The sequence below is a fragment of the Tatumella sp. JGM94 genome (assembly GCF_018257595.1).
Lineage (GTDB): Bacteria > Pseudomonadota > Gammaproteobacteria > Enterobacterales > Enterobacteriaceae > Tatumella > Tatumella punctata.
This window is the reverse complement of sequence record NZ_JAERJN010000014.1, coordinates 1-17,001: the sequence shown is the minus strand read 5'-3', so window position 1 is coordinate 17,001 and position 17,001 is coordinate 1. Positions and strand designations below refer to the sequence as shown.

The window sequence follows — 17,001 nt, the reverse complement described above, 5'->3', positions numbered from 1 at the left end:
TCAAAAGCGCTGTCAGCGGAACAACGATTTTTTTGCCTGCAGCTATACCGCGCGGCAGAAAATACAGTATCGATTAATTAATTAAATAATATAAACGAATGCTTTATGACTTCGGACAAAATAATGCGCCTTTGATGCGTCAATAATACCAGACGCATGATTGAGGAGCCTGAGATGGAAATGTTACTGGATAGATTTTTAACGTATGTTCAGGTGGATACACAATCCAGGGTGCAATGCCGTAATGCCCGGGTCCCGAGCAGTGAAGGGCAATGGCAACTGGCAAAAATACTGGCGGAAGAGCTGGAAGCGCTGGGGTGTGTTGATATTAGCTTAAGTAATAATTGCTGTCTGATGGCGACGTTACCCGCGACCGTCAGTGAGCCGCTGCCGGTTATCGGTTTTGTTGCGCACCTGGATACTGCACCGGACTATAGCGGTAAAAACGTGCGCCCCCAGCTGGTAGAAAATTACCGTGGCGGGGATATTGCCCTCGGAATAGGTGATGAAATCCTTTCCCCGGTGCTGATTCCGGTACTGCATCAGTTACACGGGCATACACTGATTACCACAGAAGGTAAAACCTTACTGGGCGCAGATGATAAGGCCGGCATTGCTGAAATTATGACCGCCCTGGCAAGATTAAAACAACAGCAACGGCCACACGGTACAATCCGTGTAGCCTTTACGCCGGATGAAGAAACAGGGACGGGTTCTGCTTTGTTTGATATTGAAGCCTTTGGTGCTGACTGGGCTTATACCGTCGACGGCGGCGGCTGTGGTGAATTTGAGTATGAAAATTTTAATGCCGGGAGCGCTGTCGTAAAAATTACCGGTAACAGTGCCCATACGGGGGAGGCGAAAGGGAAACTGGTCAATGCCCTGGAGCTGGCATGGGAATTTCACCGCCAGCTGCCGGCAGATGAAAAACCGGAGAATACAGAAGGCTATCAGGGCTTCTATCATCTTGAGTCACTGAAGGGTAATGCTGCGCGCGCGGAACTGCATTATATGATCCGTGACTTTAACTGGCAGGATTTTCAGTGTCGTCAGCAACAGTTGCAGGCACTGGCAGAGCAAATCAACCAGCAATATGCAGGTAAAGCCATGCTGATGGTTTCTTTCTGCGACAGTTATCGCAATATGCGAGAAAAAATAGAAGCACAGCCACAGGTTATCAGCCTGGCATTACAGGCCATGAAACAGTGCGGTATTGAGCCGAAAATCAAGCCGGTACGCGGAGGAACCGACGGTGCCGTTCTTTCCTGGCGTGGTTTGCCTTGCCCCAATCTGTTTACCGGTGGGTTCAATTTTCATGGAAAACATGAGTTTGCTTCACTGAATATTATGGATCAGAGTGTTCAGGTGATTATGAAAATAGCGGAACTGGCTGTCAGTGGCGGGGAAAGGTAACGTCCGCAGAATTGCCCCGCCACGGGACAACTCTGCGATTATTACTGTAACTGTTACTGCTCGTCGCTGAAATACCAGTAACCACTGTTGATTAGCCCGGCCAGCTGGCTAAGGAAAGCCGGATCCTCCAGTGCATCGGCAAAATCGCTGGCGATAAGCAATGTTTTATTTGCCAGCGCGTGCAGGGCCTGCGGGTGGGCGCAGTGCAGACTTTCACCGTTAATAAACACCCCGTCTCCCGACATCAGCACCCGCAGTCCGCCAAGGCGGCTAAGCGTATCCCCTTGCTGCAGGGCATCCAGAATTTCATCCGGCTGGTAAGGGGGTTCCGGCGGCGCTACATCCAGTTCATGACGTGACTGAGAAATAAACTCACCGAACCATTGATTAAATTGCTGCGGTTCACGGATCAGCGCCAGCATCATGTCGCGGACAGCTTCCGTTTCTGCGGGCAAGATATCCGCCGGGTTTTCACGCATCTGTAGCTGCGGGTCACTGTAACGATGGGTACCGATATCATTAGCCAGTGCATAGTCAGCAAAACTGCTCAGCAGTTCTTTACCCGAAGGAGCGCGAAAACCCACCGAATAGTTCAGGGCGTTTTCCAGCGAATAACCGTCATGGGGGAAGCCGGGCGGAATATAAATAATATCGCCCGGCGCAAGCACCTCATCAATAATGGCGTCGAAGGGTTCCACCTGTAACAGATCAGGATGCGGGCAATGTTGTTTGATATGCACATTATTACCCACCCGCCAGCGACGACGGCCACTGCCCTGGATAATAAAGACATCGTATTGATCGAGATGCGGACCGACACCACCGCCGGGGACCGAAAACGAGACCATCAAATCGTCCATCCGCCAGTCCGGCAAAGCGCGGAAAGGCTGCATCAGTGCGGCTGACGGGGAGTGCCAATGATCAACGGCCTGCACCAGTAAAGACCAGTGTGTTTCACCGAGGTGATCGAAACTTTCAAAAGGTCCGTGGCTGACGTGCCATTTATCGTTATTCTGGCTGACCAGCCGGCTGTCGGTCTCATTTTCCATCGCCAGACCGGCAAGTTCATCGGGAGTAATAGGATCGACAAAATCCGTGAATCCCTGTTTAATGACTACCGGCTTTTTCTGCCAGTAAGTTGCCAGAAATTCCGGCCAGTTGATGGAAAGTTGATAGTCCATAGAAACCTTCAGTTGTACGGGGAGTATTGCCTGAGTATACCAGTCCGGCACCGCACCAGCCTGACAAAATTTACATCTGCTGCTGGCGAAATATTACCTGCATTCTGGTGCCACCCAGTGGCCCTGAATAAGCAATAATGTCTCCCTGGTACAATTCGACAATTTCGCGTGCCACCGCCAGGCCGATCCCCTGACCGGGCCTTAATGTATCCGCCCGCTGTCCGCGGAGAAAAATCAGGTCACGTTTACTCACCGGGATGCCGGGACCATCATCATCAATAAAAATATGTAATTCACTTTCTGTCTGCCGGGCAGTGACTTCAATAAACTCAAGACAGTATTTACAGGCATTATCCAGAATATTACCCATCACTTCCATAAAATCGTTCTGATCGCCACAGAAGGTAATTTCCGGCGAAATATCCAGTGACAGATCAATACCTTTCCGCTGATAGACCTTATTTAATGCCGAACAGAGGCTGTCTGACAGAGCGGATACTGAATGTAAATCACGCTGCAACGGATTATGGTCGGCCTGTAAACTGGCGCGGTGCAGATAATAACCAATCTGTTGTGAAATACGGCTGATCTGCTCCAGCATGACCGGCTCGGCCTGTTCCACGGTTAACGGATTTCCGCCACGCAGGGAGCGCAGGGTACTCTGCAATACAGCCAGTGGTGTTTTCAGGCTATGGGTTAAATCAGACAAGGTAGTGTGATAACGCATACCGCGCTGCCGCTCATTATTCAGCAACAGGTTCAGGTTACGTACCAGACTGCGCAGTTCACGAGGCGGAGTGGGATCCAGACTGTCCCGCTGGCTGGTTTCGAGCTGCTGGACCTGAGCCGCCAGATGACCGATAGGTTTCAGGCTCCAGCGTGCGGCCAGCCACAGCAGAGGGATCACCAGTAACAGATTAGCGGCCAGTACATAACTGAACCACAGCCAGACCACATCAGAATGCTGTAACTCCTGGGGGATAGAGTCTACCACCACAATTGTCAGGGCCGGCAAACTGGGGGTGGCATCATAACGGTTAACCGCGACTGAATGGGTGAAAGTATCATCACTGTCCAGCTGGCTCATTTTTCGCCGCGCTTCACGGTCATCCCCGATAGCTTCAAGGCTGGTATGATTATTGGTATCTATTTCGTAAAAGTCGCTTTTCAGCAGCCAGCTGGGATGGATCTCGGAACGTATTTCCGGGACATCGCGCAGTTGCCATAACAGGCGCCCATGTTCATCATAAATAAACACCAGCGTCGGAAAGTTAAGTTTTATCCGTTCGGGTTCGGCAATCGTCAGTTTATTATCCTGCCACTGGGCAAGGGTGAAAAACAGATTACTTTCACCACGCATCACCCGGTAAGTATTATTATCAAAGCCGATAACATAACCAATAACGGCCACCACCCCGTAAGACAGGGATAAGAATAATACCAGTACCGACGCAGCCAGCAAAAAACGCACCCGTAATGATAGCGGACCCCGCGGGGAGAAAAACCGCCACAGGCGTTTAGTTGTGCTCAAAGCGATATCCCTGACTGCGTACGGTGGTGATCACATCACCGTCATGCAGCTGCAGTATTTTCTTCCTCAGACGGCCCATCAGGACATCAATGGTATGGCTTTCACGCAGTTCTGCATCCGGATACAATTGCAGCATCAGTGATTCTTTGCTGACCACTTTTCCGGCATTACGGATCAGGGTTTCGACAATGGTATATTCGAACACTGTCAGTTTCACCGCCTGCTGGTGGATGGTTAATTCCTTGCGGGACAAGTCGACCTGAAAAGGCCCGGACTCTATGACCTGTGAGGCATGCCCGCTGTTACGGCGCATCAGGGCCTGTAGTCTGGCAGCCACTTCTTCAATATGAAAAGGTTTAGTGACATAGTCATCGGCACCGGCTTCCAGTGCTTCCACTTTTGCCTGCCAGCCTTCGCGGGCGGTCAGCACCAGAATCGGTTGCTTTACGGCGCGGGCACGCCAGCGGCGGATCAGTGTCATACCATCTTCGCCTGGCAGACCGAGATCAATCAGAGCAACATCCGGTTCATGTTCTGACAGAAAATAATCGGCTTCTTTGGCATCTTCGGCGGCATCTACCTGATGGCCCATATCACGTAACTGGACAGCCAGGTGATGACGTAACAAAGCATTATCTTCAATAACCAGCACACGCATAATTGCAACCTCAGAAATCAGCAGGAGGGACTATCAGGTGATTATACGTGATTTGAGGTAAACAGGGGATTAACGCAGGCCGGAAGATCCGGCCTGCGCTGGCAGGTTATTTCAGTTCATCAACCATAGTGACTGCACGGCCGAGATAATTAGCCGGGGTCATTGCTTTCAGGCGGGTCTTTTCTTCTTCCGGCAAGGGCAGGTTATCAATAAAGGTTTTCATTCCTTCCGCATCGACGCGTTTACCGCGGGTCAGCTCCTTCAGTTTTTCATACGGCTTTTCGATACCGTAACGACGCATAACGGTCTGCACCGGCTCAGCCAGAACTTCCCAGTTGTGATCCAGTTCATCCAGCAGACGTTCGCGGTTCACTTCCAGCTTAGAGATACCTTTCAGGGTAGACTGGTAGGCAATGACGGCATAGCCGATACCGACACCCAGGTTACGCAATACGGTGGAGTCGGTCAGATCACGCTGCCAGCGGGATACCGGCAGTTTGGCTGCCAGATGCTGTAACACGGCGTTAGCCAGTCCCAGGTTACCCTCTGAATTTTCGAAATCAATCGGGTTGACTTTATGGGGCATCGTGGAAGATCCAATCTCACCGGCGATGGTTTTCTGTTTGAAGTGATTCAGGGCAATATAACCCCAGATATCACGGTCAAAGTCGATCAGGATAGTGTTAAACCGGGCAATGCAGTCAAACAGTTCGGCAATATAATCGTGCGGTTCAATCTGCGTGGTGTACGGGTTCCAGCGGATCCCCAGTGAAGTAACAAACTCTTCGCTGATACGGTGCCAGTCGGCTTCCGGATAAGCGGCAATGTGAGCGTTATAGTTACCCACCGCGCCGTTAATTTTACCCAGGATTTCAACCTGTTCTAACTGACGGACCTGGCGTGCCATACGGTAAGCTACGTTTGCCATCTCTTTACCCAGGGTTGACGGCGTGGCCGGTTGTCCATGGGTACGGGACAACAGTGGCAGATCACGGTATTCCGTTGCCAGGGTCTGCAGTGCTTCGGTCAGCTGTTTCCAGTAAGGCAGAATAACCTCACGGCGGGCCGTCTCCAGCATTAATGCATGGGACAGGTTATTAATATCTTCAGAGGTACAGGCAAAGTGGATAAACTCAGAAACCGCCTGCAAAGCAGGAACAGTGGCCACTTTTTCTTTCAGGAAATACTCTACTGCTTTCACATCATGGTTAGTGGTACGTTCGATTGTTTTGATCCGCGCGGCATCTTGCTGGTTAAAACCGGCGACAATCTGGTCAAGGAAAGCGTTTGCGTCGGCATCAAATGCAGGAACTTCCCTGATTTCTGCGGTTGATGCCAGTTTCTGTAACCAGCGGACTTCAACCTGAACACGAAATTTCAGTAAACCAAATTCACTGAAAATCGCGCGCAGCGGGCTGACTTTTTCCCCATAGCGTCCATCAACAGGGGAAACGGCGGTCAGTGCGGATAATTCCATCAGTGCAACTCCTGAATCATTGTAAAAGCAGTCATGCTGTCGCCAGTTAAAATCCGGGCGACAAACGGGATAAAATTGATTTCGCTTCCCCGATAATCCGGGTGCGGCTGAACATTAAATGCAGGCGGCTGCCGCCAACCTGCTGCCACAGTACTGCGGCACGGATACCTGTCAGTAATGCGGCGCGGACTTTACTCTGTACCAGCGAATTTTGCAGTATTGCCGGATCACCGGTGACCTGAATACGCGGCCCTATCGGACTGATAACATCCACATAAATTGATGCAATAGCGGCAATCACTGTATCGGATTCCAGTGCGTAGTGCTGCAGCTGGCGATCGAGCTGAGAAATTCGTTGTGTCAGCTGCTGCAATGCCTGGCGGTTTTTATACAGTTTACGCTCCAGCATCAGCAGGCTCAGGGTATAGCGGGTAAGCTCAGCGCTGGCCCCCTGACGTGACGGACTGTGGAGTACGGCAATCAGAGTTTCCAGGCCAAAGCGCAGGGCAGACTCATCACCGCCATACACCGCCAGAGTATCCGGCGGGTTCAGATCGATCAGGCTGCGCAGGGACACACTGAATGTGTCGGCAGGACAGTTGCCCTGGTGTGCAAGTTGCCGGGCCAGATGTGCTGCCTGACAGACACCGGCCAGCGCCAGGGTAATTTCGCGGATATTTTTCGCCACAGGCTCCCCGTGATTATTCAGTGACCGGCAGAGGCAGGCGTTGTTCTATCACACCGCCGCCCAGACAGACATCGCCCAGATAAAATACAGCCGATTGTCCCGGAGTTACAGCAGCCACGGGCTCGTCAAAACGAACTTCAATACGCTCGTCAGACAGGGGAATCACGTCACAGGGAATATCCGTCTGGCGATAACGGGTTTTTACTGTGCAACGGAACGGGGCTGTTACCGGCTGGCGATCAACCCAGTCCAGTTGCTGTGCAACCAGCCCGACAGACATCAGCCGGGGATGTTCGGCGCCCTGGGCGACGATCAGCCGGTTTCCGGTCAGATCTTTATCAACCACATACCATGGGTCATCATTACTGTCTTTCAGGCCACCGATACCGAGGCCTTTACGCTGACCCAGAGTGTGATACATCAGCCCCTGGTGCTGGCCTAAGATCTGTCCGTCAGTGCTTTCGATCGGCCCCGGCCGCGCCGGCAAATAACGTCCGAGGAAATCACGGAATTTACGCTCGCCAATAAAACAGATCCCGGTAGAGTCTTTTTTACGGGCAGTGATCAGATCCAGCTGCTCTGCAATGCGGCGTACTTCCGGCTTCTCCAGCTCACCGACCGGGAACAGACTCTGGGCTATTTGCTGGTGGCTCAGGGCATACAAAAAGTAGCTCTGATCTTTATTGGTATCCAGACCGCGCAGTAACTGGCTTTTACCGTTGACATCCTGACGGCGGACATAGTGCCCTGTGGCTATCAGGTCTGCCCCCAGGTCTTCGGCGGCGAATTCCAGGAAGGCTTTAAATTTGATCTCTTTATTACAGAGAATATCCGGGTTAGGGGTACGACCGGCTTTATATTCGCCGAGGAAATGTTCGAACACATTGTCCCAGTATTCTGCCGCAAAATTGATTTTATGCAGGGGGATGCCGAGTTTGTCACATACGGCTTGTGCATCAGCCAGATCTTCTGCGGCGGTGCAGTATTCTTCACCGTCGTCTTCTTCCCAGTTCTTCATAAACAGACCTTCGACCTGATATCCTTGCTGTAACAGCAACCAGGCAGAAACGGAAGAATCAACCCCGCCGGACATACCGACGATTACTTTTTTTTGACTATTGTCAGACATGACCTACTCACACAAGACGTATTTATAAAAAACCGGCGGCATACTTTACCATGACACGGGGTATTACGCACCCCTGGCAGCAGGCCAATTGAAGGCGCTCACCAGACTCAGGGGGTAACGTGCCGGCTGTTGCCACAGACGGACGCTTTCGGCGACCAGCGGGGAACGCAGATTATCCGCGTGCAGAATCGCTTCAGGCGTCAGCCAGTGGCAGCAATCAATATCACTGTCCTGCGGGCTGGTTTGCGCACAAAAGGTGAGGTCCAGCCCGAACAGGAAACGGATAAAAGGCGTATTATCCGCAGCGATCCATTGCTGCACCCCGAGAAAATATTGCGGGCTGGCCTGCAAGCCCGTCTCTTCATATAACTCACGGCTGGCGGCGTCGGCTAAGGTTTCTGCGGCTTCCAGGTGGCCAGCCGGCTGGTTCAGTACTGGCCGGCCATTCACCTGTTCTTCAACCACCAGTAATTTTCCCGCCGCATGGACAATACAGGCGACAGTGATATGCGGAGTAAACATAACATCCCCTCTGCTCAGTAGAAAACAACAGCACTATGCCGCTGATACAGGAGCTTCGCGCCATTCACCACAGGCCAAATCCCCCAGCGTATAACTGCCAATCGCATAGCGTATCAGCCGCAACGTTGGAAAACCGATAGCCGCGGTCATCCGCCGGACCTGACGGTTGCGGCCTTCATACACAATAATTTTCAGCCAGCAGGTCGGTATTGATTTACGTTCGCGGATGGGTGGCTGACGTGGCCATAACCATTCCGGCTCTGAAACCTGTTCAACTACCGCCGGCAAGGCAGGGCCATCTTTCAGGACGATCCCGTTGCGCAGTTTCTGCAAATCCTCATCTGCCGGCTGCCCCTCTACCTGCACAAAATAGGTTTTCGCGGTGCGTTTGCCGGGCTGTGTCAGTCTGGCCTGCAACTTGCCATCATTGGTCAGCAGCAACAGTCCTTCGCTGTCACGGTCAAGCCGCCCGGCAGCATAGACACCACTCAGCGGAATAAACTCTTTCAGGGTTCGCCGTCCGCCATCATCAGTAAACTGTGGCAGAACATCGAAAGGCTTATTAAACAGGATCACCCGGCGGGGTTGATTGTCTGCCACAGGGTGGGCAGGGCGTCGCTGATTTCTGGGTTTCTTAAACATAATGTCTTTTTTTGGTCAGTATCGTCACAGTATAACTGCTGCGGGCTGTTTTGGCTGTAATAGAAACTACGCCACAGGCGGTGCTGAAGGGTAACTGACTATTTTACGTGCAGTTATTACCCGATGCCAACAAACTGAAGCTGTGCCACAAATCTTATCCTGTAAAAATAAAATGCTTATCACCGGCAATATTTTGCGGTAATACTCTTAGTCACAGTTTTGCCAGCGCCGGCTATTCGGGTTCATTTTTTTTATGCTATTGCCCGGGGATTCGGGTAGTATTGCGCGGCATCTTACAAATCATTAACATAAAATCGCTCGAAGGAGAGGTTGATGGAAAGCAAAGTTGTTGTTCCGACAGAAGGTCAGAAAATTACTGTTAGTCAGGGAAAACTCGTTGTACCAGATAACCCGGTGATCCCTTATATCGAGGGGGATGGGATTGGTGTTGATGTCTCTCCTGTGATGCTGAAAGTGGTCGATGCTGCGGTTAACAAGGCCTACCATGGCAAACGTAAAATTTCCTGGATGGAGATTTATACGGGTGAAAAATCAACTGAACTCTACGGCCCGGATGTCTGGCTGCCGCAGGAAACTCTTGACCTGATCAAAGAATACCGTGTTGCTATTAAAGGCCCATTAACCACCCCGGTTGGCGGCGGCATCCGTTCTCTGAACGTTGCCCTGCGTCAGCAGCTCGATTTATACATCTGCCTGCGTCCTGTCCGCTACTATACCGGTACTCCGAGCCCGCTGAAACGCCCGGAAGATACAGACATGGTCATCTTCCGTGAGAACTCCGAAGATATTTATGCCGGTATCGAATGGAAAGCCGGCAGTGCGGAAGCCGATAAAGTGATTAAATTCCTGCGGGATGAAATGGGTGTTAAAAAAATCCGTTTCCCTGAACACTGTGGTATCGGCGTAAAACCGTGTTCGGAAGAAGGAACCAAACGTCTGGTGCGTGCGGCAGTGGAATATACTATCGCTAATGATCGCGATAGTCTGACACTGGTCCACAAAGGCAACATTATGAAATTTACCGAAGGCGCTTTCAAAGACTGGGGTTACCAGTTAGTGAAAGACGAATTCGGCGGGGAACTGCTGGACGGTGGTCCATGGATGAAGTTCAAAAACCCAAAAAATGGTAAAGACATTATTGTTAAAGATGTCATTGCCGATGCTTTCCTGCAGCAAATCCTGTTACGTCCGGCAGAATACGATGTTATTGCCTGTATGAACCTGAACGGTGACTACATTTCTGATGCTCTGGCAGCCCAGGTGGGTGGTATTGGTATCGCCCCTGGCGCCAACATCGGTGACGAATGTGCACTGTTTGAAGCGACCCACGGCACCGCACCAAAATATGCCGGTCAGGACAAAGTGAACCCGGGTTCCGTTATCCTGTCCGCCGAAATGATGCTGCGTCATATGGGCTGGACCGAAGCAGCTGATTTAATCATTAAAGGTATGGAAGGCGCTATCGCCGCTAAAACCGTCACCTACGATTTCGAACGCCTGATGGACGGCGCTAAGCTGCTGAAATCCTCAGAGTTTGGTGATGCGATTATCAAGAATATGTAATTGCTGATGTAACTATAACCCCGGGTTAATAATGTTAATTCGGGGTGTTTTTTTCCCTTCAAAATTCTTCTGCAAAACTCCTGCAAAATTCTTCTGCAAAACTGATTAATAAACAACCTAAAATCAGACCGCAATAACACTCCATTCTTTGCCACGATCATCATGATATTTATCCGTCTGAGCCTGGTTTTTATGGCCGAGCAACTTCTGAGTATCGATCCCCTGTTCCCGGTATAGCCGTTCTGATAAAGAACGTTGTTCATGGAAAGTAGGAGGGGTTCCGTTACTCCATTCAAGCCCTGTTTTGTCACGCGCTGCCGAAAAGGCTGACGTGATTGTGTTATCCCGAACCCGGTCGCCCCTGACGCATTGTGATGAACCATGGAAATGATGGACGAGGTATTTGCTTAACACTCTGTCTCTGCATCTGTTCACAACATCTTCCAGGCTCAGATTTAAAGCGTCGCATCTTAGTTTCAGGGGAATGGCCAGCTTTGCCCCTGTTTTGCTTTGAACGACATGAAGCATCCCGTCCCAGATATCTTTAAACTGCATATTCGCCACGTCACCCAGTCTCTGGCCAGTGATGAGGGCTAACAGCATCGAATTTTGTACATAACGCGGCATGTCAGCGGCTACAGAAAATATTTCCTGCCATTCATCCAGGGTAAGTCTTTCACGCTGAACTTTGTTTTTCGGCATCCTGGTGGCCTCTGCCGGGTTGAAGCCTGGCGGAACTTCACCGGCATGCTGTGCCTCTTTGTAGAGGTCAATTAAGACCATCCGCACAATCTGAGCCATACGGTTTTGCCCACGCTCCTTGTACTCATCCAGAAGGGTAGCGACATCCCGTACAGAAACCTCATCTATATTTTTGGTGCCGAAGGCTGCGACAAAAGCTTTCAATGGCGCTGCTTTTTGTTTCAGGGTGTTTATCTTGATCTCCCCTGAGTTGAGTCGCTCAAGCTGATAGGCGTCATAACGCTCGACCCAGGATAGGACACTGATACCTTTACTACGTGACTTATTAATTTCATCCCTGACTTTCAGCAGTTGGTGGATCTGCTGTTCTTCCAGGCGAATATTTGCTTCGGAGGCAATAGCTTTAGCCTCTGCCTCATCCGTTCCCAGCCCATGAAACTTACCCGTGATCGGATGCTTATACCGCCAGTAAACCTTTTTGGTACGAGCATCCGTGTAGCAGGAAAGCCCGGGGATGTTAACGTTGTACTTCCTCGGTCTGGCCATCTTCCAAGATCCTCCTGAGGATAGGATTATCACTTTCTTTTGTCACTGGCTTAACAAACCCGATGAACCGGGCATTGCTTTCAACTCGCCAGGTCCTGCCGACTTTTCGCGCAGGCGGGGATATCATGCCATTCTTTGCAAATTTATGAAGAGTAGCTTTCCCTGGCACGGGAGCGCCAAATTCTTGTCTGGCCCAATCTTCAAGGACGATCCAGTTAGCCATTATCTTCCTCCGACTTTATTCAGCTTTTAGAAAGTGGCAATCCGTTGCCTCTATCTTCATTGCTCTTTAGCTCACATATTCAGGTTTCATATCGTCGAGAGTGATACGAAACTTATCATACAGTTCATCCCCTACGTGCCTGCGGGCCGCATTTAGAGCACGGTCAGCTTTTAAAAACAGTTCAGTTGCTTCAGGCTCACCAGCTGGTGGTATTGAATTAATTGCAGCCTCAACACCATTGCGATGCTTAATAAAGTGATAGCGGCGTGTCGCTTTATTTTTAAGCTCTGTGTGCAATGCCGCACCGAGCAGACTTTTCGAATCATTGATGCTATTGCCTACACCTGTTGCAGCATCCAGAGTCTCAGCAGCATCAATTTTTTCGCGGAATTCATCAGCCAGCTGATCAATATTTGATGTTGACTCCTGAGCGCTATTTGTCGATTCCGCGGCATTGGTGATTTCTTCAACGGTTACACGTCTTGCTGGCTCAGGATTAATTTCCCGTTCTGTACGCGCCTCAACTTCATCAGGGCTGTAAACACCCAAAATGACCTCAGGGCAGTAAAGGCGACCCCAGTATTTGACGCCCAGATAAGCAATCTGCTGTTTAGGATTTGAGACCCATAGCGGGGAATTACGCGTCACGATACCGGACAGATAAATAGGCTCTCCCCAGGTAACTTCACTTTCTCCGCGCAGTATTGCGCCAACTTCGACATACAAACCGATCTCGTCTTCATCGGTCCAATCGCGAACACGCTCGGTGACCTGGTATTTTCCGTTCTTACCATTTTTTTCCCTGGTAACTTCCCGCGTACGTGTGCAGAGTTCCCAGTTACCGCCGTAACGGTAGTGGAAGCGCCCACGGATGGCGCTGGAACTGGCAATTACCGCATTGATTAACTGGGCTTCATAGCCGAGAACACCGTTTACCAGATGGGTTTTCTGAGCAACAGCGTACGGGTTCATTCCCCATTGCATGGCCTGCATCACGATAGCCATACAATCAGCTGGCTTACCTGCAAGGTGAGCCGGCACGGTGACTGAGGAATCAGCCATCAGGTTAGCAAACGCTGTTAACTGGCCCAGAGCCTGGACATTGAAAATCGCATTGCTGGCCGAGATTGTGTTTGGTGTCTGCTGCTCAGCAGTAATGATGTTTGTGTTTTCCATCGTTGGTCTCCTTAAGCCTGTGTACGCAGCATTTCGAGGCGGCGAATATCAAAATCATTAAGCTCATCTGCATAATCGTTGGTGATTGGTGCTGGCCACACTCCGGTATCAAACCCGTTGGCAATCCCACGCATTACTTTTCGATACTCCAGTCGGCCTAATTCAAGCAATTCCTCGGTTGCTTCAACGATGGCAATCCAGTGATAGTTCTCGTCCTTATTTACAAAAATCCAGTAGAACTGGTCCAGCCCGGCAACATCACAGTACATAGCAGCGCTTAAGTGGTAGTCACGGTCGATAATTTCCCGGTGAAGTCTGGCGCGTAGAAAGTCCTGCTTAACGTTCCACATGCTGATGGTTTTCAGATCACCACCGATACGCAGACCATCCATATCGATTTCAAGATCCGGACGTACGCGGACTTCCAACCCGGTTTCATCATCAATACCGAAGTAGCTCACTTCAACCGAACGGTTATGGTGTGTCAGTAACTTGCCGGCGGTTGGGTGGCTCAATAGTGCCTGCTGGATTAACTTAGCCTGCATTAGTTGTTTATCGCTGATGATGGTCTTATCCTGATTATCTTCAATCCATTGCTTCTCAAATTCGTCAGCAAAAACTGCATCAGGTTTGACGGCGAGAATGGATTCCTGAAGTTCCTCTTTTTTGCCGGTAAGCTTTAGCTGATCGGCTTTGGGCTTATCAGTGTTGTACTCTCGAATGAACGCCTTTAGCGTGTCAGTGTTAGTAAATGCGTCATCAGGAACGCCAGGGAATACCGCGAATTCTTCATCAAATTTTTCTGGCTCTAAACCTAGCGTATGAACCAGGTTACCAAACGTTAGCGCGTCGGTGCTTTCGCGAGAGATAGTATTGGTTACGTGACGAGCACAGAAATACGACAGTGAAACCCTGGCATCTTTAATCTGCGTGCTGCTGATACCGTTCGCTGCGTGATAAACATCGTTTGGCAAACCTTTATACCGGCCAGGTTCGAAGTATTCCGGCCAGACAGGTGCCGGTTCATACAGGTGCTGCTCTGTGCTTTCAAAAACAGGCTCAACAATGGCGGCTGGTTCGGAATCTACTGTATTTGCTTTCGTATCATCTGCATCAGCACTTTTGCCTGCTGGTATTTCAATATCAGTTTTGTTTTCGGATTGGTGAGTCTCTTCCATCTGCACATGTTCAGTCCCTTCTGGTTGAGTTGTTGTGTCCCCTGGCGCCACAAGCCCATCGATGGCGAACTTGCCATTACCGAGGTTTGAAACAACTGGTGTGTTAGTGGCCGCTGCTTCAAGTTCACCAGCCATCGCAACGCTATCGATATGACGGGCAGCAGCAAGGGTTTCTGCTTTTGGTTTTTCGTGCAGATACTCAGTCAGGTTACTGTTGATGTATTGCTGCAGATCACCCGGAGCTACATAGACATTTTCCGGGGCCGTACGGATGACCGCGAAGATCGCAGCGCGTGAGAAGTCCAGAATACCCGGGGTTTTACGCATAACGTTTGACCACAGGATAAAAGGCTTCTCTTTGGCGCTAACAATTTCCTTCGCACGACGCAGAATCGATGCAGGGAAGTTATAGATATCAAAATCCATTGGCAGGGTGGCCAGTGCAATCTCTAAATCCAGCGTATCCAGCGTGTGCACATAATCGGGGTTGCGATCAGTTTTAATTCCACCGCCAGCAGATGTCCCGGTGTCCGTGCGGCGCTGAGTACGATCGTATTTTTTCTGCCATTTGTCCGTGACATCCTGTCGCGTTGGTTTTTCGTCGCCGCGATTATCAATCCACTCATTAAAAAAGCTCACCAGGTCGGAAAGTGTTGGCGCTTTGCCATCCTCCGGCCAGACAGTTTTTGCTGAGCGGTATAAATCGACTAAAACTTTATGGAAAACGTGGCGTAACTGGATAACGCTACGGCTGGCCAGCAATACGTTCTGCACATAAGTGGCGTCCATATCCATTTCTGTGGCTGATACAGAAGACATCTGGTCATCGGTCAGTTCATCAAAATGACCGAAGAGCCAGGTACCGATTACGCGCTTTTCGAACGATAAATTTACAGGGTGGCGAGCATTGTTATCATCAACGGTACCAACCGCCCCCTGAATAGATAATTTGTTGCCTGACTCAGCATCAGGTTTCAGTTTCAGTTCCCACGTACGCTGATCATCAGCCAGCTGATATTTTTCGCACCAGGTTAAATCTATTTCACTCTCTTCCGGAAGATCGTCATAGACAGGGAAATCAGTACGGACTGGTTTCATATAGTCTTTACCACGCCCAGTTTCGATCCCCGCATCTTCAAGAATCACATCTAATTGCAGATTTGCACGTGACTCAGTTTTCGCAGAAAGCCATACAACAGCGTCAGGTTGTCCGGACTTTTGAGTTGCCCGTATCAGGTGAAAAAATTCCATAGGTTTGCCTCAATTTTGGATGTTAGAATCCCTGAGCCATTGTTAGCGCCCGTTGGGTGTTCATTGGTTTTGGTAATTCCGGTGTAACTTTGGTCGGTGGCACCGGTCGTGGATCCCGCCTTGCGCGGGCTTTACGTTATGCTTCGTTTTCCATCTGGTCACATTGCCCGCAACGAGTAGAGCAATAATTCCTTGTTTTGGGTTCTACGTGTCTTTCCTTCGCGATCAGAATGACCATTTTCACTTATTTGCCTTCAGTGATGGGTTTCCGGCAAAACGCACAATATTGTTTGCGGATGAACTCAGTCATTAATGCGTACCTGCAGGAACCAGATTGGGTTCAATTCTGTGTGAAGCGTACGGACGTCGGATATTACGTAAATTCCCCACTGGCTCATGCCAGTAAATACCCTCGATGTAATTGAAAGAAACCAGCCAGGCTGCGCCGGTATTAGCGTTACGCATTGGTACTGCGCGTCCGTTATTGGGTACAGAATGAGCCATAAATCACCTCTCATGTTTAGCAATTACGTTGCCAGCGGAACTTGAAACCTACTGCGCGTTGATTGGTCCACCTCATCCCGGTTTTCGTATGCGCCGGGCCGCTACTTCGTGGGCGTCCTGCCTGGGTGGTTCGTTGCGATGGATTCATATTAAGCCTATGACTTAATGTCAGTCAAGTCCTGGGCGAATTTAATATTAAGTTTTTGGCTTACTTCCAGTTTGTTAAGCCTCATTGATTGAGAAGATCGGCTGGTAATCCCCCCGAAAAACCGTTGTGTTCATAAGTAGAATTTTCTACTAACCTGAATCGGGGAGAAATCTATGAAGAAATCACGTTTTACTGACAGCCAGATTATGGCCATTCTCAAACAGGCCGAAGCCGGAACGCCGGTTTCTGAACTATGCCGCGAGCATGGTATGAGTAATGCCAGCTTCTATAAGTGGCGTTCACGCTTTGGTGGGATGGATGCCTCCATGATGGCCCGCCTGAAAGAGCTGGAAGACGAAAATCGTCGCCTGAAAAAGATGTATGCCGAAGAACGGCTTAAAGCCGAGATAATTCAGGAAGCCATGACAAAAAAGTGGTGAAACCATCG

16 protein-coding genes and 1 pseudogene are annotated in these 17,001 nt (G+C 50.1%); 3 read left to right on the top strand and 14 right to left on the bottom strand.

The genetic code is table 11. The annotated features are described in order from the left end of the window. Positions 1-174: 174 nt before the first annotated feature. Positions 175-1,413 (top strand): peptidase T, encoded by a 1,239-nt coding sequence (gene pepT, locus JK216_RS11320; protein WP_212711635.1) that lies wholly within the window; start codon positions 175-177, stop codon positions 1,411-1,413. Positions 1,414-1,466: 53 nt separating this feature from the next. Here pepT and JK216_RS11315 read toward each other — a convergent pair whose 3' ends face one another. From JK216_RS11315 to rluE, 8 genes are all read right to left on the bottom strand, one after another. Then, positions 1,467-2,594, bottom strand: a complete 1,128-nt coding sequence (locus tag JK216_RS11315) for a cupin domain-containing protein (protein ID WP_212710627.1) — start codon at positions 2,592-2,594, stop codon at positions 1,467-1,469. Between the two features lie 70 nt (positions 2,595-2,664). After that, on the bottom strand, positions 2,665-4,125 hold the full coding sequence (gene phoQ, locus JK216_RS11310; RefSeq protein ID WP_283092719.1) for a two-component system sensor histidine kinase PhoQ: 1,461 nt from the start codon (positions 4,123-4,125) through the stop codon (positions 2,665-2,667). Further along, positions 4,112-4,783 carry a two-component system response regulator PhoP gene (gene phoP / locus JK216_RS11305; protein WP_212708756.1) on the bottom strand — a complete coding sequence of 224 codons (672 nt, stop codon included), beginning with the start codon at positions 4,781-4,783 and terminating at the stop codon, positions 4,112-4,114. The genes phoQ and phoP overlap by 14 nt, the downstream gene beginning before the upstream one ends. A 106-nt stretch (positions 4,784-4,889) precedes the next feature. After that, entirely contained in the window at positions 4,890-6,260 is a 1,371-nt protein-coding gene (gene purB, locus JK216_RS11300) for an adenylosuccinate lyase (RefSeq protein WP_212708757.1), read from the bottom strand. 46 nt (positions 6,261-6,306) lie between these two features. Next, on the bottom strand, positions 6,307-6,948 hold the full coding sequence (hflD, locus tag JK216_RS11295; protein WP_212711634.1) for a high frequency lysogenization protein HflD: 642 nt from the start codon (positions 6,946-6,948) through the stop codon (positions 6,307-6,309). Between the two features lie 13 nt (positions 6,949-6,961). After that, positions 6,962-8,077, bottom strand: coding sequence for a tRNA 2-thiouridine(34) synthase MnmA (gene mnmA, locus JK216_RS11290; RefSeq protein WP_212711633.1), 1,116 nt, complete (start codon positions 8,075-8,077; stop codon positions 6,962-6,964). Positions 8,078-8,140: 63 nt separating this feature from the next. Next, the gene (locus tag JK216_RS11285) at positions 8,141-8,599 is read right to left on the bottom strand and encodes an NUDIX hydrolase (protein ID WP_212711632.1); all 459 of its coding nucleotides are present in this window, start codon (positions 8,597-8,599) and stop codon (positions 8,141-8,143) included. A gap of 33 nt (positions 8,600-8,632) precedes the next feature. Then, complete coding sequence (gene rluE / locus JK216_RS11280; RefSeq protein WP_212711631.1) at positions 8,633-9,241, bottom strand: 23S rRNA pseudouridine(2457) synthase RluE; 609 nt, start codon at positions 9,239-9,241, stop codon at positions 8,633-8,635. Positions 9,242-9,574: 333 nt separating this feature from the next. Here rluE and icd point away from each other — a divergent pair, with 333 nt between their 5' ends. Further along, a complete protein-coding gene (gene icd, locus JK216_RS11275) occupies positions 9,575-10,825 on the top strand; it encodes an NADP-dependent isocitrate dehydrogenase (protein ID WP_212711630.1) in 1,251 nt (416 codons plus the stop codon). Positions 10,826-10,948: 123 nt separating this feature from the next. On the opposite strand, the gene JK216_RS11270 is transcribed toward icd, so the two are convergent. From JK216_RS11270 to JK216_RS11250, 6 genes are all read right to left on the bottom strand, one after another. Next, complete coding sequence (locus JK216_RS11270) at positions 10,949-12,073, bottom strand: site-specific integrase (RefSeq protein WP_212711629.1); 1,125 nt, start codon at positions 12,071-12,073, stop codon at positions 10,949-10,951. Then, entirely contained in the window at positions 12,045-12,296 is a 252-nt protein-coding gene (locus JK216_RS11265; RefSeq protein ID WP_212711628.1) for an excisionase, read from the bottom strand. The genes JK216_RS11270 and JK216_RS11265 overlap by 29 nt, the downstream gene beginning before the upstream one ends. Positions 12,297-12,362: 66 nt before the next feature. Further along, positions 12,363-13,472 (bottom strand): RecT family recombinase, encoded by a 1,110-nt coding sequence (locus JK216_RS11260; protein ID WP_212711627.1) that lies wholly within the window; start codon positions 13,470-13,472, stop codon positions 12,363-12,365. Positions 13,473-13,483: 11 nt separating this feature from the next. Next, complete coding sequence (locus JK216_RS11255; protein ID WP_212711626.1) at positions 13,484-15,901, bottom strand: RecE family exodeoxyribonuclease; 2,418 nt, start codon at positions 15,899-15,901, stop codon at positions 13,484-13,486. 136 nt (positions 15,902-16,037) lie between these two features. Next, positions 16,038-16,139 carry a hypothetical protein gene (locus JK216_RS17155; RefSeq protein WP_283092854.1) on the bottom strand — a complete coding sequence of 34 codons (102 nt, stop codon included), beginning with the start codon at positions 16,137-16,139 and terminating at the stop codon, positions 16,038-16,040. 71 nt (positions 16,140-16,210) lie between these two features. Next, positions 16,211-16,405: a hypothetical protein gene (locus JK216_RS11250; RefSeq protein ID WP_212711625.1), complete on the bottom strand. Its 195-nt coding sequence runs from the start codon at positions 16,403-16,405 to the stop codon at positions 16,211-16,213. Between the two features lie 321 nt (positions 16,406-16,726). On the opposite strand from JK216_RS11250, the pseudogene JK216_RS11245 reads away from it, so the two are divergent. Further along, positions 16,727-16,987 (top strand): annotated as a pseudogene (locus JK216_RS11245) (transposase); the annotation flags it as partial. Between the last annotated feature and the right edge of the window lie 14 nt (positions 16,988-17,001).